This window comes from Gordonia sp. (in: high G+C Gram-positive bacteria), from assembly GCF_020438995.1.
In the GTDB taxonomy this organism is placed as follows: domain Bacteria; phylum Actinomycetota; class Actinomycetes; order Mycobacteriales; family Mycobacteriaceae; genus Gordonia.
In genome coordinates, this window is sequence record NZ_JAGQTN010000265.1 from 18,383 (window position 1) to 37,712 (window position 19,330).

General features: G+C 65.6%; 19 protein-coding genes. 7 read left to right on the plus strand and 12 right to left on the minus strand.

What is annotated here, in order from left to right:
* Positions 1–151 precede the first annotated feature (151 nt).
* Positions 152–1,693, plus strand: coding sequence for a carboxyl transferase domain-containing protein (locus tag KDB67_RS18580; RefSeq protein ID WP_291018975.1), 1,542 nt, complete (start codon positions 152–154; stop codon positions 1,691–1,693).
* Positions 1,694–1,844: 151 nt separating this feature from the next.
* Here KDB67_RS18580 and KDB67_RS18585 read toward each other — a convergent pair whose 3' ends face one another.
* Together KDB67_RS18585 and KDB67_RS18590 are read right to left on the minus strand one after the other, a co-directional pair.
* Entirely contained in the window at positions 1,845–2,099 is a 255-nt protein-coding gene (locus KDB67_RS18585) for a hypothetical protein (RefSeq protein ID WP_291018977.1), read from the minus strand.
* A gap of 172 nt (positions 2,100–2,271) precedes the next feature.
* The gene (locus tag KDB67_RS18590; RefSeq protein WP_291018980.1) at positions 2,272–3,648 is read right to left on the minus strand and encodes a DUF445 family protein; all 1,377 of its coding nucleotides are present in this window, start codon (positions 3,646–3,648) and stop codon (positions 2,272–2,274) included.
* A 161-nt stretch (positions 3,649–3,809) separates the two neighbouring features.
* Here KDB67_RS18590 and KDB67_RS18595 point away from each other — a divergent pair, with 161 nt between their 5' ends.
* Positions 3,810–4,712 carry a PaaI family thioesterase gene (locus tag KDB67_RS18595; protein WP_291018983.1) on the plus strand — a complete coding sequence of 301 codons (903 nt, stop codon included), beginning with the start codon at positions 3,810–3,812 and terminating at the stop codon, positions 4,710–4,712.
* 69 nt (positions 4,713–4,781) lie between these two features.
* On the opposite strand, the gene KDB67_RS18600 is transcribed toward KDB67_RS18595, so the two are convergent.
* Both KDB67_RS18600 and KDB67_RS18605 read right to left on the minus strand, forming a co-directional pair.
* Positions 4,782–5,927, minus strand: coding sequence for a CoA transferase (locus KDB67_RS18600; RefSeq protein WP_291018985.1), 1,146 nt, complete (start codon positions 5,925–5,927; stop codon positions 4,782–4,784).
* Complete coding sequence (locus KDB67_RS18605) at positions 5,924–6,919, minus strand: MaoC family dehydratase (RefSeq protein ID WP_291019026.1); 996 nt, start codon at positions 6,917–6,919, stop codon at positions 5,924–5,926. The genes KDB67_RS18600 and KDB67_RS18605 overlap by 4 nt, the downstream gene beginning before the upstream one ends.
* 202 nt (positions 6,920–7,121) lie before the next feature.
* Here KDB67_RS18605 and KDB67_RS18610 point away from each other — a divergent pair, with 202 nt between their 5' ends.
* Together KDB67_RS18610 and KDB67_RS18615 are read left to right on the plus strand one after the other, a co-directional pair.
* Positions 7,122–8,282 (plus strand): acyl-CoA dehydrogenase family protein, encoded by a 1,161-nt coding sequence (locus KDB67_RS18610; protein ID WP_291018987.1) that lies wholly within the window; start codon positions 7,122–7,124, stop codon positions 8,280–8,282.
* Between the two features lie 48 nt (positions 8,283–8,330).
* Complete coding sequence (locus KDB67_RS18615; protein ID WP_291018989.1) at positions 8,331–9,086, plus strand: GntR family transcriptional regulator; 756 nt, start codon at positions 8,331–8,333, stop codon at positions 9,084–9,086.
* Here the strand turns inward: KDB67_RS18615 and KDB67_RS18620 are convergent.
* From KDB67_RS18620 to KDB67_RS18630, 3 genes are all read right to left on the minus strand, one after another.
* Positions 9,083–10,312 (minus strand): class I SAM-dependent methyltransferase, encoded by a 1,230-nt coding sequence (locus KDB67_RS18620; protein ID WP_291018991.1) that lies wholly within the window; start codon positions 10,310–10,312, stop codon positions 9,083–9,085. The two genes, KDB67_RS18615 and KDB67_RS18620, sit on opposite strands and share 4 nt — an antisense overlap.
* 180 nt (positions 10,313–10,492) lie before the next feature.
* On the minus strand, positions 10,493–10,759 hold the full coding sequence (locus KDB67_RS18625; RefSeq protein ID WP_291018993.1) for a hypothetical protein: 267 nt from the start codon (positions 10,757–10,759) through the stop codon (positions 10,493–10,495).
* Positions 10,752–11,471 carry a hypothetical protein gene (locus tag KDB67_RS18630; RefSeq protein WP_291018995.1) on the minus strand — a complete coding sequence of 240 codons (720 nt, stop codon included), beginning with the start codon at positions 11,469–11,471 and terminating at the stop codon, positions 10,752–10,754. Before KDB67_RS18630 ends, KDB67_RS18625 begins: the two co-directional genes overlap by 8 nt.
* Before the next feature lie 238 nt (positions 11,472–11,709).
* Between KDB67_RS18630 and KDB67_RS18635 the strand changes: the two genes are divergently transcribed.
* A complete protein-coding gene (locus KDB67_RS18635; protein ID WP_291018997.1) occupies positions 11,710–12,237 on the plus strand; it encodes a helix-turn-helix transcriptional regulator in 528 nt (175 codons plus the stop codon).
* 74 nt (positions 12,238–12,311) lie between these two features.
* On the opposite strand, the gene KDB67_RS18640 is transcribed toward KDB67_RS18635, so the two are convergent.
* Positions 12,312–13,280 (minus strand): class I SAM-dependent methyltransferase, encoded by a 969-nt coding sequence (locus KDB67_RS18640; RefSeq protein WP_291018999.1) that lies wholly within the window; start codon positions 13,278–13,280, stop codon positions 12,312–12,314.
* A 34-nt stretch (positions 13,281–13,314) separates the two neighbouring features.
* Positions 13,315–14,103, minus strand: coding sequence for an enoyl-CoA hydratase-related protein (locus KDB67_RS18645; RefSeq protein ID WP_291019001.1), 789 nt, complete (start codon positions 14,101–14,103; stop codon positions 13,315–13,317).
* A gap of 143 nt (positions 14,104–14,246) precedes the next feature.
* On the opposite strand from KDB67_RS18645, the gene ligD reads away from it, so the two are divergent.
* Positions 14,247–15,212 (plus strand): non-homologous end-joining DNA ligase, encoded by a 966-nt coding sequence (gene ligD / locus KDB67_RS18650; protein ID WP_291019003.1) that lies wholly within the window; start codon positions 14,247–14,249, stop codon positions 15,210–15,212.
* 282 nt (positions 15,213–15,494) lie between these two features.
* On the opposite strand, the gene KDB67_RS18655 is transcribed toward ligD, so the two are convergent.
* The 3 genes from KDB67_RS18655 to KDB67_RS18665 all read right to left on the minus strand — a co-directional run bounded on the left by KDB67_RS18655 (position 15,495) and on the right by KDB67_RS18665 (position 18,209).
* Positions 15,495–16,340: an NUDIX hydrolase gene (locus KDB67_RS18655; protein WP_291019006.1), complete on the minus strand. Its 846-nt coding sequence runs from the start codon at positions 16,338–16,340 to the stop codon at positions 15,495–15,497.
* A gap of 15 nt (positions 16,341–16,355) precedes the next feature.
* Positions 16,356–17,156 (minus strand): NUDIX domain-containing protein, encoded by an 801-nt coding sequence (locus tag KDB67_RS18660; RefSeq protein ID WP_291019028.1) that lies wholly within the window; start codon positions 17,154–17,156, stop codon positions 16,356–16,358.
* A 177-nt stretch (positions 17,157–17,333) separates the two neighbouring features.
* Positions 17,334–18,209, minus strand: coding sequence for an ABC transporter ATP-binding protein (locus KDB67_RS18665; protein WP_291019008.1), 876 nt, complete (start codon positions 18,207–18,209; stop codon positions 17,334–17,336).
* Between the two features lie 125 nt (positions 18,210–18,334).
* On the opposite strand from KDB67_RS18665, the gene KDB67_RS18670 reads away from it, so the two are divergent.
* Positions 18,335–19,321 (plus strand): LLM class flavin-dependent oxidoreductase, encoded by a 987-nt coding sequence (locus KDB67_RS18670; RefSeq protein ID WP_291019010.1) that lies wholly within the window; start codon positions 18,335–18,337, stop codon positions 19,319–19,321.
* Positions 19,322–19,330 lie beyond the last annotated feature (9 nt).

Here is a 19,330-nt window from a genome sequence, read left to right on the forward strand (position 1 = left end):
ACTCCTCACTCCGGCCACGTCGTCATGGCCCGTCGATGAAACTGTATAGATTCGAATGTAGATTAAGTTAAACTCTGACACAACGACCAGCCCGGCCGGCCGGCGATCGTCGCAACCGACGGCCGCGTTCCACAGTCAGGAGACCGCGCCCGTGCCAACGAGTTCCGAACAGATCGCCGCCGCCTACGCCGCCACCGGCGACCAGGCGCGCCCCGACGCGCTCGCCGCCCAGCACAGCCGGGGCAAACTGACCGCGCGGGAACGGATCGCCCTGCTGTGCGGCGACGACTTCGCCGAGTTCGGCGCGCTGGCCACACCCGACCTCATCGCCGGACATCAGGTTGCCCCGAACTCACATCTCTACGGCGACGGCGTCGTGACCGGGACCGGATTCATCGACGGCAGACCGGTGACGATCGCAGCCTTCGACTTCACCGTTCTGGGCGGCAGCAACGGCGATGTCGGCATGCGCAAGATCGGTCGCTGCATCCAGGCATCGCTCGACGACCGGATACCGCTGGTGCTGCTCTGCGACGGCGGCGGCCACCGCATCCAGGAGGGACTCGATTCCCGGCTCGCGGCAATCGGATCGACGATGCTCACCCGCCTGGTCGATCTGTCCGGGCTGGTGCCGACCGTCACGGTGATGATGGGCCCGGGGTTCGGCCTGGCGACCAATCTCGCCGCCCTCTGCGACTTCGTGGTGATGGTCCGTGGTACCTCGACGATGGGGATGTCGGCGGCACCGTTCGTCAAGGCCGGCACCGGCGAAGACCTCACCAACGAGCAGATCGGCGGAGCCGATGTCCAGGCCTGCAACGGCATCGCCGACCTCGCCGCCGACGACGAACACGAGGCACTCGACGCGGTACGCGCCTACCTCAGCTACCTGCCGTCATCGGCCGACGAGGATATCCCCATCGGCAGCGGCCTCGAGTCGGGGTTCGACGCCGACGCACTGATCCCGGACTCCCCGCGGCGCGCCTACGACGTGCGCGACGTCATCGAAGCGATCTCGGATGCGGACTCCCTGTTCGAGGTCCGGGGTGCCGCGGCACCCAATATCGTCACCTGTTTCGCCCGGCTCGGCGGCAGGGCGGTCGGCGTGGTGGCCAATCAGCCGGCTCACCTGGGTGGCTCCCTCGACAGCGGCGCCTGCGAGAAGGCTGCGCATTTCATCGCCGTGTGCGACGCGTTCGGCCTGCCGCTGGTGATCATGATCGACCTGCCCGGTTTCCTGATCGGCACGGCCGCCGAGTCCGCCCAACTCGGTCGCCGCAGCGGACGCCTCATGTACGAACTCGCCCTGGCCACCGTGCCGCGCTATGTGATCGTGATGCGCAAGGCCTACGGCGCGGCTTATGTCGCGATGGGCGGCGGCCGCAGCATCGACGCCGATCTCGTCGTCGCCTGGCCGACCGCCGAGATCTGCGCGATGCCCATCGACAGCGCCGTCGACATCGCCTATCGGCGCCAGATCCAGGCGGCCGAGGATCCCGCCACCCACCGCGAGGCCGTGATCGACAGACTGCGCGCGGACGTGAACCCACTACGTGCGGCATCGGGCTTCGGCATCGACGACATCATCACCCCCGGCCAGACCAGAGCGGCTCTGATCCAGGCCCTCCGGCGCGCCCGGAGGCGGCGTGCCGATCGGGTTCCCGGAAAGCGTCGCTCGATCTCGCCGATCTGATCCTCACGCCCGTCTGATCCTCACGGCCGGTCGCCGCCACGGCGACCGGCACCATGCGCGCACGACAAAGCCGCCGCACCAAGGGGATTCGTCACGTCGGGGACGATCCTCCCAGGTGCGGCGGCCTTTGAGCCTGCCGTAGCGGGCAAGACTACTTCGCGCCGGCCTTGACTGCGGCAAGCTGGTCGACCTTGGCGGTCAGTTCGCTGAGGGCCTGCTTCAGGGTGGCGACCTCGTCAGCACTGGGCGAATCGGCGTCATCGTCGCCCAGCGCCGAAGTCGCGGCGTCGCGAGCCTTCTCCTCGAACTCCTGAGCCCGGTCGATCAGGTCGTCGACGAGCGCCTTGCTGTCGTCGATGACGTCGCTCAGGAAGGTGGTGAAGGTGTTCTTGCGTCGAGCTCCCATGGGAGGTCTCCTATCTTTGAGGCTTCCCTCTTGCGAGGTGTTCCGGTCGGGTTCCGAGCTAATCTATGCTCTGCGTAATACGCTACACGGTGCGTAAACTTTCGTCAACACTTTTCTAGTTTCTGATAAATATGCTGGTCACCTGGCCGAACACGCCGTACCGAGACCTCGGTCAGTGCGTCAAGTGCTCCACCAGGACGACCTGAAGCTCACCGACCATGAACCCGAGAAGCGCCCCCACGGCGATCAAGGTCTTCTCATCGGCGCGGAAGGCCGGCCGCAGTACTCCTTCGAACTCCTCCGGAGTCATCGCGGCCATCTTCTCCGACATCGTGCCTTCGATGTCCAGCGTGTCGGTCAGGTATCGCTCCGCCGATCCGAGCATCAGATCGGGCAAGACTCTCACGGCCTCCTCGGCGAATGCGGTGCACATCGGTTCCACCTGAGTCAGATCGAGGCCGACGCTGGCAATTCCCTTGGTCGGTCCGCTCAGCACATCCAGAAATCCGCCGAGCACCTTGCCCGGCGACACACCGGCGATCTGCAATTTGCCGAAGTCCAACTCGCGGAACAGCGGCAGGTCACGCAGGTCCACGTCGACGTAGCGATTCAGATCGCCGATCTCCTCCCGCAATTCGGCCTCGAGCACCTCGGCCACCACCTTCACCACGCCGGAGGTGTCCTCGCCGCCGCAGATGCCACGCAGGAGCCTGTCGGGTGTGAGAACCCTTGTCGCGATGAGTGAGCCGTACTCCCTGGCCACCGGAACACGATGCTGCTGGAACAAGCCCTGCCACTTGATGAATCCGAGGTACTTCTTCGGTTCCCGGGGGTAGAAGATCAGGCGAAGTGCGGCCCAGTCGGTGAACCAGCCGGTGAATAGGCCGAACAACGGCATGACCCAGGGATTGTGGGTGAGCGCCCACACCGCGACCTGTACCAATCCGATGAAGAATCCGAAGACCAACCCGCTGCGCCGGATGAATGCGAACTCTCGCCGCCCGACGTCCCGGAACATCGATTCCAGGGTGGTCGGATCGTCCAGAAACTCCTTGGTCGCCATCGTCTGCAGATCGAAGATGTCATCGATTCGGTCGACGACCCCGTCGACCAGCGCTACGACGGCATCAGGTGCCGACCGCTGCACCCGTTCGATCAGGAAGTCCTGCGCGACCGACGGGAGTAGGCCCCAGAGCGTCGGCTGGTACTCCGCCAGGACCTTACGCGTAATCCGTGCGACCTCGGCACGCAGCGGGCGATCGATCAGCGCGGCAAGCTCCGCGGCGTCGATTCGCTCGGCGATCTCCTTGGCGTTAACCAGGCGCGGCGTGAGGGTTTCACACAGAATCGTCACCATCTGCGGCGCACGCTTGGGGATGATGCCCTGCCAGCCCAGCGGCCCGATGCCCTTGAACGTATACGGCCGGAACATCATCTTGATCGCCACGATCTTGGTGACCCAGCCGATCAGCGCCGCCACGAACGGCATCGCCACATAGATCGGCCAGTTCCGGTGGAAATCTTCGGTGATCTGCGCCCAAGTCTGCACTGCTCTTCAATCTCCTACATCACGACGTCGAGCTCATGTCCTGCCGATGCGGGAGCCGTTGACGCACTTTCCATGCCAGGATGGCGAACCTGCAAAATGTATTCTACATTAAACTCAAACTGTGATGCAACTCTCAGGCCTTCGGTTGCTACCGTCACTCTGTGCGCAATTTTCCGACAAGCGAAGGCGATACCGCTCGCCCCGATCCGCGAACGCTTCCCGGCACACTGCTGGCAAAATTCACCACGGACCCGGCCGCGAACACGATCGGCGTCCGGCTCACCGAAGCGGCCGAACCCGGCGAGGTCGCCTTCGTCCAGTCGGTGCAGGGATGGCAGCGCGATCGCCGCGGCCGTGCGGGACTCGCATCGCTCGGTATCCTCCTCGACGTGGCCGCCGGCTCGGGCATCTACCTGCTTCGCCCCGAGAATGAATACGTCGTTTCGCACATATCGGTGTCGATGGTCCCGTGGGCGGTCATCGGGGACGAGGTGACCGCATCATCGTCGCCGCTCGCGGTGGACGACCACACCGGCACCGGTCTGGCCACCGCACGCATGGAGTCCGGCGGGGCACTCATCGCGAGCGCACGCTGCCGCTCGGCGCAGACGGTGCGCCCCAATCTCCCCGAGGACATGCTCACCGGTTTCCGGACCGACCCCGCGGCATTCGATGCCGGGCAGCCGCTGACCACCCACCTCGGACTCGCCAGGGTCGATGACGGCTCTGCGCCCGACCGGTTCCGAATCCGCTGGCAGGTGCCCGAATGGGCACTCAACTCACTCGGCACCGCACAGGGCGGGAGCATTCTCAGCGCCGCCGCCGCGGTCACGGACATCATCGGGGACACCCTGCTCGGGGACGGCTCCGACGACTACGCGCTGACCGACCTCGGCATCGAGCTGATGAGATCACCGGGTGCGTCGGCCGACGGGTACGAGTTCTCCGCCGAGATCATCCGGCGCGGCAGGCGATTGGTGGTGATGACCACCGATCTGCGCGACGGTTCGGGAAAACTGTTCACCCGCAGCACCGCCACGCTCGCCATAAAGTCACATTCCTGAATACCTGCGGCACAGCGTCGTTCACGACGACCCTGTATCTGCCGTTCACGGCGACCCTGTATCTGCCGTTCACGACCACCCGGTGTGTGTTCCGAGGACCGGAGCTGGTCCGGTGCGATAGTGCTCGCCGTCGAATGCGGCGGGCAATCCGGCGGCGAGATACTCGCCGATGCCGGGCTGATCGAGCGGAGCGAACAGCGGATTGCCCGTCAGATCGGTACCGGCGACCTCGGTGAAGTCGCGGTAGCGCTGCGAAAGCACCGACGACTGTGCGAGCGCCTGGTCGACCTCGGCGGTCGTGTGGCGGGCGAACCACGCCGCGAACAGAGGGTTGAGAACCCCGCGATGATTGAATCGGTCTGTGTCGGTAGAGAAGTCAGCGCCCAGCGACTTCTCGACCGCATCGACGGCTTCGGTGGTTTCGGTGAGCCGCACCAGATCCCGGAAATGCCGTGGGGTGAGGGCGACGATCATGAAACGTCCACCGTCGCAGGTCTGGAAATCGGAGCCGTAGGTTCCGTAAACGTCGTTGCCGGTGGCCGGCCGCGAGTCACCGTTCACCTGGGGTTCGGTCAGATACCCCAGGGTGCCCGCGATGGCCAGTGCGGTGTCCTCCAGCGGCAGGGTGATACGCGCACCAGCCCCCGTCTGGTCGCGGCGACGCACCGCCGCCGTGATCGCCAGCGCCGCATAGATTCCGCAGACGACATCCCATGCGGGCAGAACATGATTCACCACACCGGCCGGTTCGCCGTTCTCATCGAGCGGGCCGGTGATCGAGGGAAAGCCGAGGCCCGCGTTGACGGTGTAGTCGACGCCGGGTGTGCCGTCGGTGCGGCCGAGCAGTTCCAGGGTGATCACATCGGGCCGTAACGCGGCCAGGGTGTCGTGACTCATCCATTGCCGCCCACCGGCATTGGTGACCAGGATGCCGCCACCGGGACCTGACTCGGTGACCAGGTCCTGCACCAGTTTCTGGCCTTCGGGCGAACGCAGATCGGCGGTGACCGACTTCTTGCCCCTGTTCAGTCCGGTCCAGTAGATGGAATGACCGTCGGCAGTCAGCGGCCAGCGATTGACGTCGGCCGCACCACCTGCCGGATCCACACGGATCACCTCGGCCCCGAGCTGAGCCAAAGTCAGGCCGCACAGCGGCGAGGCGACGAAACTCGACACCTCCACCACCCGGACACCGTCGAGCGGTCGGGCACTCATGCCATCACCGCCCGGAAGCGCCAGTCCAGCACATCCCTTGTGCTGCCGTCAGATTCGTCGGCGAACACGCGTGAACGCAGCGTGAGGACGCCCCCGGATGCGGCTTCCGTGGCCGCTTCCACCTGAAGTTCACTGGACAAGGTGTCCCCTTCGTGGACGGGGCCGGTGTGGTCGCAGGAATCCCACGAGACCACGGTGACCAGATTGGGCAGTGCGCGCGTGGCCTGGGCAAGGGCCAGGCCGATGGTGTGACCACCGTAGACCAGTCGTTGTCCGGCCACCCGCTCGTCGTGGTGGGTGGCCGCGATATTGAGCGAGAGCCGGGCCAGCTCGGGTGCGCTGGACACGACATCACCGCTCGACACATAGGTGTTTCCGACGAGGTCGCCGCTGAAGTGCTGTCCCGGGACCAGCTCCCGATAGCGCGCCAGATCCCACTGCGGAAGGACCGGTTCGGGTGCTTCGGACGGGCCGATCGCCGACAGATCATCGGCGTGCACCACCCGGCCCGGATCGGCGTCCGGCGAGAGCGCGATCATGGCGCAGCGGTAGAAGTCGAGCACCGCATCGCCGCGCTGGTCGACCGTCACCATGTGCAATGCCGCCAATCCTGTTGCGGCACGGCCGGGTTTGGCCTTGTTTTCCTTGAGGCCCACCACCTCGGTGGTGGTGGTGAGGGTGTCGCCGATGACCGGGTACCGCAGGAACCGCAACCCCCGGTAGAACAGATTCGCCTTCACATGGTGGGTGACCAGCGTCGACTGCCCGATCGCGAGATCGGACACGAGACCCGGATGCGCGGGAGTTCCGCCGCCGGTAACCTGACGTGCCAGCTCCGAGTCGAGCGGCAGCCGGAACCGGTCGCCGAGGATCGCCTGATGGCTCGCGGCCAGTCCGTCGGTCAGCGTGATCGACGGTGCGCCGTCGAACACCTGCCCGTGCGAGAGGTCGTCGAAGTACGGTCCGCCGACGTGTATTCGCTTGTCGCTCATCGTCTTCCGTTCAGTCGAGGCCACCCGCCCGATGGAGGTGGTCTGATTGCCGGACACAGTCGCACCCGAGCAAATGTACGGCCAATAGTTCCGTACATGTCTAGCAGATCGAGCCGGGTCCGGGAAGACTCGCCTTGACAGGTGGCCGAAGTTGCCAACAAAATGGCCGTACAAATGTTGGCAGTGTGATGCGAGGTGTCAGATGACCGTAACCGAAGACCTGAATGCCGAAGAGACGATGCTGGTCGAGACGGTGCGCGCGTTCATCGACCGCGACGTCAAGCCGACGGTGCAGGAGATCGAACACGCCAACACCTACCCCGAGGCGTGGATCGAGCAGATGAAACAGCTCGGGATCTACGGTCTCGCCGTACCCGAGGAGTACGGCGGTGCACCGGTATCGATGCCGTGCTATGCGCAAGTGACCCAGGAACTTTCGCGCGGCTGGATGAGTCTTGCCGGGGCGATGGGCGGGCACACAGTGGTCGCCAAGCTCATCACCACATTCGGCACCGAGGAGCAGAAGCAGAAGTACCTGCCGCGCATGGCGACCGGTGAGCTGCGCGCGACGATGGCACTCACCGAGCCTGGTGGCGGCTCGGATCTGCAGAACATGGCGACGGTCGCCCGCACGGACGGCGACGATCTGGTGATCAACGGCTCCAAGACGTGGATCTCCAACGCCCGCCGCTCCGGTCTGATCGCGTTGCTCTGCAAGACCGATCCGAAGGCGCAGCCGCGGCATCGCGGTATCTCAATCGTGCTGGCCGAGCACGGTCCGGGCCTGACCGTGTCCCGCGATCTTCCCAAGCTGGGGTACAAGGGGGTCGAGTCGTGCGAGTTGTCGTTCGACGACTACCGCGTTCCCGCGTCGGCGATCCTGGGCGAGGTGCCGGGAAAGGGCTTCGCGCAGATGATGAAGGGCCTGGAGACGGGCCGTATCCAGGTCGCTTCCCGCGCGCTCGGTGTCGCGACCGCGGCCCTCGAAGACGCACTGCGCTACTCACAGGAACGCGAATCTTTCGGGCAACCGATCTGGAAGCACCAGTCCGTGGGCAACTATCTGGCCGACATGGCCACCAAACTGACCGCCGCCCGGCAGCTCACCTGGCATGCGGCGCGCCGCTTCGACAGCGGCGACCGTTGCGATATGGAAGCCGGTATGGCCAAACTGTTCGCCTCGGAGGTGGCGATGGAGATCGCGCTCAATGCGGTCCGGATTCACGGCGGCTACGGATATTCCACGGAGTTCGACGTCGAGCGCTATTTCCGGGACGCGCCGCTGATGATCGTCGGCGAGGGCACCAACGAGATTCAGCGGACGGTGATCGCCGGGCAGTTGGTCGCCCGCGGCGGCATCTGACGCCACCATCGTGACGGCGACCGGTCACCGGTGGCAGGATTGGCGTCGATGAACGCGCCCGAACAGTCCGAACCGGCCTACCGCACCCTGGCGGCCGAACTGCGCGCACGAATCGCCGCCGGCCTGTACCCGGACGGCGTGCGCCTACCCACCGAGGCCGAACTCGCCACCGAATTCGGGTTGAGCCGGCAAACGGTGCGCCGGGCATTCTTGGAACTCGTCGGTGAGGGTGCCGTTTACCGGATTCCCGGCCGCGGTACCTTCGCCAGCGAGAACGCCGGCCGGTACCTGCGACAACTCGGGTCTATCGAGGACCTGATGAATCTGTCGGCCGACACCGAGATGCGGGTGGTCGAAGCGCCGACACGGCAGGTGGACCTCGCCGCCGCCGGCCGCCTGCGCCTGGACACCGACGTCGTCTACCGGATTGTCTTCACCCGATCCCACGACGCGGTCCCCTTCGTCCTGACGACGGTGTGGTGGCCCGCGCCGGTGGCCGAACTGATCGCCGACAGACCGGAGGTGGCGGCGGGCGCGGTCAGCGAACACACCATGATCGGCCTGCTCGAACCCCACCTCACCGAACCGATCACCGAATGCGTGCAGTCGATCACCGCGAGCACAGCCGACGCACGCGTCTCGGAAGTACTCGGCTGCCCAGTGGGGCATCCGGTCCTGCGGGTGGACCGGCTGTACAACAACTCCCGCGGCGCGAGCGTCGAACTGGCGATCAGCTACTTCCTGCCCGAGCACTACACCTACCGAGTCACTCTGCGCCGCTCCTCGGGCCGCCCCGCCCCCTAAGCCGCGAGCTGTCCGCCGCGCACGCCCGGTTCGCAGATGAAGGCGACGCCTTTTCGGCCGATGCGGGTCAGGACCAGCGACAGCGGTCGGGTTCCCTTGGGTTTGAGTCGCTTTCGCAGGGCATCGGGGTCGACGTCGAGGCCGCGGACGAGGATTTCCAGTGTGCCGCAGTCAAGTGCATGCAGGGCTTTGCGTAAAGCCTTGTCCGACACTGTGGTCTGCTCGATGATCTTGAATCCTCGTCCGGCCTCGGGTACGGAATCGCCGGTGAGGTAGGCGATCTGCGGGTCGAGCTGCCATAGGCTGTGGCGGTGTGCGTAGTTCCGTACGAGGCCGGCACGGACGATTGCGCCGTCGGGGTCGACGATCCACTCCCCCGGTTCCGCGGCCGGGACGTCGTCGTCGGTGTCGTCGGTGATCTCGTAGCTCGACACCTTGCGTTCGTGGGTCCGCAGGACGGTGGCCCGGCGCAGTGGGCGGGCGTGCGGTCCCGACCACAGGCAGGTTTCGCGGACGCCGCCGTCAAGCGAGGTGACCTGTACCTCGCCGTCGAAACCGAACTTGTCGCGTAGGTTTTGATGATCAAGTCCCGGAGCACATTTGACGATCAGCGGACGCCCCGCGTACACGGTGATCAGTTCGAACAGCGGTGGGGTGAGCTGGTCGGGCCGGAACACCCGGCCGGACCCGGTGCGCCGGGCCGGGTCGGCGAGTATCACATCGGCCGTCGACGTCGGGGTGAGCGCATCGGCACGCAACAGTACCGTCGGCGCAGACAACTCGACCGTCGTCGCGTTGTGCGCTGCCATCGCCACCCGCACCGGATCGATGTCGCTGCCGATCACCCCGGTCACGCCGAGGCGCAGCGACAACTCCATCAGTTCGGCACCCACCGAGCAGGTGACATCGTGCACCACCGAATCCGGGTAGCGCCGGATGATCTCCCACGCGCGTGCCTGCGCCACCGGCCACGCCGTCGCCTGCTGCACCGCATCATCGGTCAGCAGCAGGTCCTCGGCATGACGGAACTTGGTGCGGGCCTTACGTCGGCAGGTCACCGTCTCGATGATCGCCGCATCGAAAGGTGCATACGTACCCCGTAGTTCACCGATGTCGGCAATCATCGACGCCGGACTCAATGCCAGCGTCGAGGCCACCTCCAGTGCCGCACGTCCCGCCACCGAACGCAGAAAAGCGACATCGCCAGCCGCAAAAGAGTAACCCATTGCTCACCTATCCCATGTCGAGCGACACGGCTCGACCACATCAAGAGGTTCAGCGGGATGGCTCCGCTCAACACCAAGCACGTTTGATACATGTTCGTACTTCAGAATCATGCGACCGCCTGCTTCGAACTCGCGCCCAACCTAACAACCACGCCTATCGTGTCTAGCCAGCTGCAAGAATCAATCGTATCGACCTGAATGAAAATAGGTCTCTTCGTCGACTATCTCAATACCGAAACGTTTCTTCAGAATCGGCACGGCCCGTTCAGCGAACGCTAGCGCGTCGGCGCCCTCGAACACGAGTCTCGTGGGATAGGCAACGGAGTGAACAGTGTGGAAGCACCATGCCCACGCGTCTCCCAGCGGTCGGATCTCTGACACCGCTTCCTCCACCTGCTCGGCGGTCGGACCGGACGCAACTGCATACACGTACTCATTGCTACCCACGTGACCACCCGACCGAGACAATCTGTTGATGTGATCCGTTTACGATGAACACCAGCTCGTCAAGATTGACACCGTGCTCCACCACGGCGTCCACCATCGCACGTTCAGCCCTCACAATCGACGCATCAGTTCCACGCAGGTCAACGATGCCGCGCCGACATTTGAGGGCGATCAGTTCGACGTTCTCGACGCACTGCAGGTGGCTGAACGATCCGGACTTCGGCTGCATGATCTTGAATTCGGCCGGCGGAAGATCGTCGACCTTGACGATGGCATCTGGCGTAGGGCGCCCTGGACTCTTGAACGTGTCTACAGACAGAACAGACACACCTCGTGATTCCAACCAACGCGCCACGCCCAGCTCCTTCGGAAGAAAATGCTTCCACCGCTCTTCATCATTGTCTGGAGCAATCTTGCCAAAATACTCGAGCGTCGGTGTTGGGAGGACCTTCATTCCCAAAACCCGATCAGCAAACGGATCTGGGGTTACAGGTACCGGCACGTCAATCGGCAGGGTATGCCCGGCCGGAATACCCAAACGCTGCTTACCCTTGATTGGCTCACCATAGAAGGCAACCCGCCCCCAACGGTCGGTCCAATACTGAACATTTCGCACGGTTCCGGCAGCGGCAGTGAGCGCCCTACGTCGTTCCCGTTCCACCGCGAGAGCAACATAGAGACCAAATCCTCCGACATCTAGTGCGAGAGTCACCAAGTCGCTCAGACCGGAATCGTCAAGTTCACCCAGGTGCGGACCTATACGGCATGCACAGAGGGCAGTCATGTCAAACCTCCCGTGCATGCAGAAGGCATCCTATGCACGATCACACCCGTCGACTGGATATGCGTCACGTCACCCTCCTCCGGAACCTTGATGCGACAAGGTCACCTCGATGTGATTATCGCACCACCGTAGCACAGCACTGCCAAACTGCACTAGAATGTGATTTATGCACCAGGAAGGCAAGTCAAACGCGGACCGCTCAGTCGACCCCGATCTTGCGGCGACTGCTGCAAGGTCCACCTCAGCAACCGACTACTTCAGAAGTTGCATGAAGGCACGGCGCGAGTCCCTCGAATGGAGTCAACGCCGCCTGGCGAAGGAGATTCACGAACGTTTTGGGATCACGCTGGATCCGTCCGCCATCACGCGGATTGAGAATGGCCAACGAGAGCCCAAATACGCTGAATCAGTAGCAATTTCAGAGCTACTGGGTGTGCCCCTCAGGCCCGTGTCCGAGACGAGCGACGACGTCTTGAAGCAACTGCTGGACTGGTACAACCATCTCTCGCGCGAGGTTCGTCGCGGCGTGGAACTTCGCGACCGACTTCACGAAGTCGGCGGGGCCGCAAACGGACTCGACCACGTAATCGCGAATTTATGGGCTGCGCTTGGGGCAATGCAGTCGAAAACGCGTAACGGACGGTTGGTCATAGACTTCGATCCACTGCAGGTGTGGAGCGACTCGCAGCAGTAGCAACCCGATCCTCGTGCGAACACCGACAACTGACGAAGGCCGGCAGACTCTGACGAGCCCTGCCGGCCCTTCTGTCACTCGGGCTTCACACCCGTAACTACGACGTTGTAGAAGAATTTCTGGGGAACGACCTTGCGCAGGACATTCTCGTCGAGCCAGGTCATCTTCTTCCAGCCGCCGAAGGCGAATCCCGCCCAGCCCCAGCCGAGCTTGTCGGCGGGAACAGCGGCCTCGAAGGTGCGTACCGGCCAGCCGAGCATGGCTGCGGCCAGCTCCTCGGTGGCCGTCTTGACCTCGGTGGCGCCAGCGCTGCGGGCGATACCGGCGAGTTCGTCGGGATCGAAGGTGTGGATGTCGACCACGGCCTCCAACGCCGCCGCACGTGAGGACTCGTCGAGCTCTTCCTGCGGACGGCGCCACGACTGCAGCGGGCCGAACTTGGTGATGTTGGTGGTGGCCCACCAGGTGGCCCGGCTCATCCAGCGGGCGTAGAAGTCGCCGATGGTGGACGGTTCACCGGCGAACACGAACCGGCCGCCCGGCTTGAGTACCCGCAGGACTTCGCGCAACGACAGCTCGACATCCGGGATGTGGTGCAGCACAGCGTGTCCGACGACCAGGTCGAAGGTGTTGTCCTCGTAGGGGATCTTCTCGGCGTCGGCGACGCGGCCGTCGACGTCCAGACCCAGGTTCTCGGCGTTACGCAGCGCGACCTTCACCATGCCCGGCGACAGGTCGGTCACCGATCCCTTCTCTGCCACGCCCGACTGCATCAGGTTGAGCAGGAAGAACCCCGTGCCACAACCCAATTCCATCGCCCGGCCGTACGGCAGCGGAGCGTCGGTGATCGCCGCGTCGAAACGTCCACGCGCGTAGTCGATGCACCGCTCGTCGAAGCTGATCGACCACTTCTCGTCGTAGGTTTCGGCCTCCCAGTCGTGGTAGAGCACCTGGGCGAGTTTGGTGTCCTTGAGCGCCGCCTGCACCTGCTCCTCGGTGGCGTGCGGATTGGGTTCGGGATCGATGGTGGGTTCGGTCGACATCGTCTCAGCTTTCTTGATGGGGTACTACAAGTCTCTAGCGGCCGACGAATTCGGCCTTGCCGGGGCCGTTCTCGACGAACGAGGCCATCCCGATGGTGCGGTCCTCGGTGGTGAACAGGGCAGTGAACTGCTGTTCTTCGATCTTGAGGCCGGTCGCGAGATCGGTTTCGATGCCCTGATCGATTGCCGCCTTCGCCGCGGCGATCGCCACCGATGCCGACCGCGTGAACTGGCCCGCCCACTTCAGCGCCGCGCTGTACACGTCGTCGGGGGCCACCACTTCGTCGACCAGGCCGATGGCGAGCGCCTCCTCGGCGTCGACGAAGCGGCCGGTGAAGATCAGGTCCTTGGCCTTGGCCGGGCCGATGAGCCGGGCCAGCCGCTGGGTGCCGCCGCCGCCGGGAATAACGCCGAGCAGGATCTCCGGCAGCCCGAGCTTGACGTTGTCGCCGGCGATCCGCCGGTCGGCGCTCAGCGCCACCTCGAGCCCGCCGCCGAGGGCGTACCCGGTGATCGCTGCGACCGTCGGCTTGGGGATGTTCGCGACGGCTCCGAGATTCGCCTGCAGAGCGCCGGCGACCTTCTTCATCTCCGTGTAGCTCAAGTCATTCATCTCTTTGATGTCGGCGCCCGCGGCCAGCACCTTGGGTCCGCCGTAGACGACGACGGCCTTGATGTCGTCGCGCACCGTCGCCTCACGCGCCGCGGCCGCCAGTTCGGCCTGCACCTGCCGGTTCAGCGCGTTCATCGGCGGTCGGCTCAGCAGGATCGTGCCCACACCGGGGTGATCCGCAGAGGTTTCGAGGGTGACAAACTCGGCCATGATCTCCGAGGCTACCGGTCCGGCGGCGTGAAGCAACCTTCGGGTTAGCCTGCACTTGCCTTATCGAATGGCTTACGGGATCGATTCAGGCAGCTGGTGCCACTCACGCGCCTCCACCCCCACCGGCCACTACAGTTGAGCAGGTGGGAGCGCAGGCAGGCGATGCCGTCGAGCTCGTCGTCGGCGAACGGACCGTCCGGCTGTCGAGCCCTGACCGCACGTACTTCTCCGAACGCGGCGAAACCAAACTCGACCTGGCCAACTACTACCTGTCCGTCGGCGACGGCATCGTCCGCGCCCTGCGCGACCGACCCTGCATGCTGCACCGCTTCCCCAAGGGCGTCGGCGGCCCGGACGGTTTCGGCGGCCCGAAGGTCCACCAGAAACGCATCCCCGCCGGAGCCCCGGACTGGCTGGACACCGTGCAACTGTGGTTCCCGCGGTACGGGCGCACCGCCGACGAACTGTGCGTCACCGAACTCGCCTCCGTGATCTGGGCCGTCCAGATGTCGACGGTCGAGTTCCATCCGTGGAACTCGCGCCGCGCCGACACCGAAGCGCCCGACGAATGGCGCATCGACCTCGACCCCATGCCCGGCTGCGACTGGGCCCGTATCCGGCGGGTCGCGCATGTCGTGGGTGAGGTGCTCGACGACCTCGGCATGCGCGGCTTCCCCAAGACGTCCGGCGGGCGCGGCATGCACATCTACGTCCGCATCGAACCGGCATGGGGATTCGCCGACGTCCGGCGCGCGGCCCACGCGTTCGCGCTCGAAGTCCAGCGCCGCGCCCCCGCCGACGTGACGACGGCGTGGTGGCGCAAGGACCGCGACCAGTCGGCGGTGTTCGTCGACTACAACCAGAACACCCGCGACCACACGATGGCCGCCGCATACTCGGTGCGCGGCAATCCCCGCGGAACCGTGTCGGCACCGATCACCTGGGACGAGATCTACTCCTGCGAACCCGACGATTTCACCATCGCGACCATGCCCGAACGCTTCGCCCGCCTCGGCGACCTGCACGCCGGGATCGACGACGCCGCCCACCGCATCGACCAACTCCTCGACTGGGCCGAAGGGTCCGGTGACGTCGGGCTCCCAATGTGAGTCCGAGGTGGTGACCTCAGGCGGTCGTCTCGCCTGACCCTTCGTGACCCTCGCTCCTGCGTCGCATCGGCCTCAGGGATCAAGAAGGTTTGGTCGCTTTGGGTCAGCCCTCAGGGATCAAGATGCGTCCCACGGTTGTCCGGCGACCAGTATGACGCCGGTGCCCAAGCGCGCGACAGCCCTCAGTGGATCAAGATGTGTCCCACCGACCCGGCTCAACTCGGCGAGGTAGTCGTCGGACCCTTCGAGACGCGGCCGGCTCGCGAGCTCGCCTGACAGCCTTCAGGGATCAAGATGCATTCTGCTGAACGCGGCGAAGTAGTCGTCGGCGCCGTCGAACTTCATGCCGTACGGGTCATCGGCCTCGTCCTCGCCCACCACCTCGATGACGCGGTCGGTGGCGAGGGCATCGGCGACCGTGGGGTACCGGCTCAGTTCCCGCAGTCGTGCCCACGTGGGTGGCAACAGCGAATGGACGCCGCGCGACCAGGCGTCAAGGGCGTCGGCGGGACGGGCCCACGCCGACGTCGACGCCTCGGAGGTGGAGCCGTCGGCCTCCTGACCGTCGGGTAGCGCGGCGAGGAAGAAGTGGGTGCTGTAGCGTCGCTCGGAGATCGGCGGAGTAATCCAATGTGCCAGCGGCGCAAGCCAATCCGAACGTAACGCAAGACCTCGCCGATGCATGAAAGTGCCGAACGACTGTTCCTTGGCGACGAGCGCGGCCCGGTCGTCGGCGACCAGTTCACGCGCGGGGGTCCGGCCGTCGGCCGCAGTCGCGAGCAGTACCCCGCATTCTTCGAACGTTTCCCGGACGGCCGCGACCACCAGCATCCGGGCGGCCACCGGGCTGGTGGCGTACTTCTCGGCCCACCAATCGGCACCCGGTCCCACCCACCGCAGGTCGGTGTCGTCGGCGCCGTCCACGCCCCCGCCGGGAAACACGGTCATTCCCGCGGCGAACGCCATCTCGGGAACCCTGCGCAGCAGGAACACCTCGAGTCCCGACGCCCCGTCGCGCACGAGCGCCACGGTCGCCGCATCGCGGGGCGTGGCGATCACCTCCGGCAGCGGGATCGTCTGCTTTCCCGCCTCGACGAGCCACCTGTCGAGGGATTGGTCGTCATCCATCGTCGAGACCCGCGGTCAGCGTTTGGCGTCGGACGGCAGGCGACCGTCGAGCTCGACGAAGTACTCGTCCGAATTCGGAAATCGCAGACCCGACATCATCGGGGTGGTGGCCTCCGGCATGACGGTGGTGATCTCGCGGGGCTCACCCAGTAGGTCGGCGACGGTGTCGTAGCGGGCGATCTCCCGGAGCTGCGACCACGTGGGCGGCAGTAGAAAATGCTGCCGGTCGACCCAGCGGGCCAGCGCCTGCCGCGCCGACAACCAGCCGGCCACCGACACCTCGGAGGTCTCGCCGTCGGCATGCTGCCCCTCGGGGAGTGCGGCGACAAAGAAGCGGGTGTCATAGCGCCGCTTCTCGATCACCGGCGCGATCCAATGTGCCAGTGGCGCAATGAGATCAGCCCTCAGCGTCAGTCCGCGGTCGGCCAGGAACCCGGCCAGGGACAGCGACTTGTCCACCAGCTGTGCCCGTTCGTCAGCCAGCGTCCCGGGTTCGGGAAACCGCCCGTCGGCGTCGGTCGCGAACAGCACGCCGCATTCCTCGAACGTCTCGCGCACCGCCGCGCACACCAGGGACTGCGCGATCGGTTCGGTGGCCCCGAGCGTCCGCGCCCACCAGGCGGCACCGGGTCCGGTCCACGAGAAGTGTGCCTCGGCGTCACGGGCATCGACACCGCCACCGGGGAACACCGTCATACCGCCGGCGAACGCCATGGTGTTCACCCGCCGCTGCAGGAACACCTCCACACCGTCGGCGCCGTCACGGATCAGTACGACGGTGGAGGCGTCGCGCGGCAGCGCGGGCTGCGCGGGAATCGACGCACCTGTGTCGGGGTCGACTTGCGGCGACGACTGCTCTGCCCCAGATTGATCTGCCACGACCGAACCTCCTGCACTCGCCGCCACACCTGTCCCCGACGGCGGGGACGTTGCCTCGACACTATCGGGCCGACCGAACGCACGATCGGTGGAGGTCGGCAAACGCCGGCGGTGTCAGGCCCGGCGGTGCCCGCCCGCCCGCCTGCTGCGCCGGGCGAAGAACCGGGCACCGGACTTGGTCAGGGTGATCTGCTGCCGGAAGGCCATCGACAGGTTCCTGCTCGTCACCACCTCCGGCAGCAGACCCATCGCGACCACACCACCCTCCGACAACAGCAGCGCGTGGGTGAAGCCCTCGGGGATCTCCTCGACGTGGTGGGTGATCAGCACGATCGCGGGAGCATCGGCGTCCTTGGCCAGATCGGACAACCGGGCGACCAACTCTTCCCGGCCGCCCAGGTCCAGACCCGCGGCAGGCTCATCCAGCAATAGCATCTCGGGGTCGGTCATCAGTGCCCGCGCGATGACCACGCGCTTGCGCTCCCCCTCCGACAGGGTGCCGAATACCCGGTCGGCGAGATGCTCGGCGCCCATCGACTCCAACGACTCCAGCGCGCGCTCACGGTCGACGTCGTCGTACTGTTCCCGCCACCGGCCGAGCACCGAGTACCCCGCGGACACCACCACGTCGCGGACCAACTCGTCGTCGGGAATCCGGTCGAGGAGACCGGGACCGGCCATACCGATCCGGGTGGTCAACTCACGCAATTCGACCCGGCCGAGCTTCTCGTTGAGCACGAAGGCCTCGCCCGTCGTCGGATACAGCTCTCCCGCGGCCAGCCGCATCAGGGTGGTCTTGCCCGCCCCGTTGGGTCCGATGATCACCCAGCGCTCGTCGAGTTCGACCTGCCAGGACACCGGGCCGACAAGCGTTTTCCCAGAACGGACCACCGCCACGTCACGAAAGTCGATGAGCAGATCGGGATCCGACTCCGGAATCGGGTCGGGTTCGGGGGCGGCGGGGCGGAAGGGAAATGTCACGGTGTCCATCGTGCACTACCGCGCGGTCCTGTGGGCCCCGGCACGCGGAATGCCTTTCGACCGGTCGCCGCATATGCCCGGCGACATCCAGTCCCGACGGAATACCGGGGCACCGGTTCCCCTTTGACCTGTGTATGCCCGTTGATCTTTCGATTCTCGATCTTGCACAAGTAGGACGATCCGAAACCGTCGCGTCCAGTTTCGCCGCAAGCGTCGACCTCGCCCAGCGTGCCGAGCAGTGGGGCTACTCCCGCATCTGGTACGCCGAGCACCACAATATGGCGACCATCGCGTCGTCGGCGCCGGCGGTGCTCGTCGCGCACGTGGCGGCGCACACCAGCACCATCCGCCTCGGCGCCGGCGGCGTGATGCTGCCCAACCACGCTCCGCTCACCATCGCCGAACAATTCGGGACGCTCGCCGAACTACACCCCGGCCGCATCGACCTCGGGTTGGGCCGGGCGCCCGGCAGCGACCAGAAGACGTTCGCCGCGCTGCGCCGGACCATCGCCGATGCCGAACGCTTTCCCCAGGACGTCCTGGAACTGCAGGGCTACCTGACCGGGCAGTCCCGCGTCGACGGGGTCGCCGCCACTCCAGGCACCGGCACCGATGTTCCGCTCTATATCCTGGGCTCGTCGTTGTTCGGTGCCCAAGTGGCCGCGGCGCTCGGACTTCCGTACGCGTTCGCCTCGCATTTCGCGCCGCAGGCTCTCACCGATGCGGTGGCCCTGTACCGACGTGAGTTCAGGCCGTCGGCCGCGCTTGCCGAGCCGTACGTCATCGCCGGTGTCGGGGTGATCGCCGACGACGACGCCGAGCGCGCGGCCGCACAGCTGCACGCCGCCAAACGGGCCCGGGTGAACGCCCTCTTCAAACGCGAGCGGACCTTCACCGACGAGGAATGCGACGCCGTCCTGACGATGCCGCCGGGACAGCAGATCGAACAGATGATGACCTACTGCGGTGTGGGCACACCTGGGCAGGTGCGCGACTACCTCGACTGGTTCGCCGGTCACGCCGACGCCGACGAGCTGATACTCGCCTCCTTCGCCCCGGATCGCGAGGTTTGGCGCAACACGTTTGCGCACCTCGCTCCGCAGGCGGCGCCGGTCGGCTGAATCCCTGGG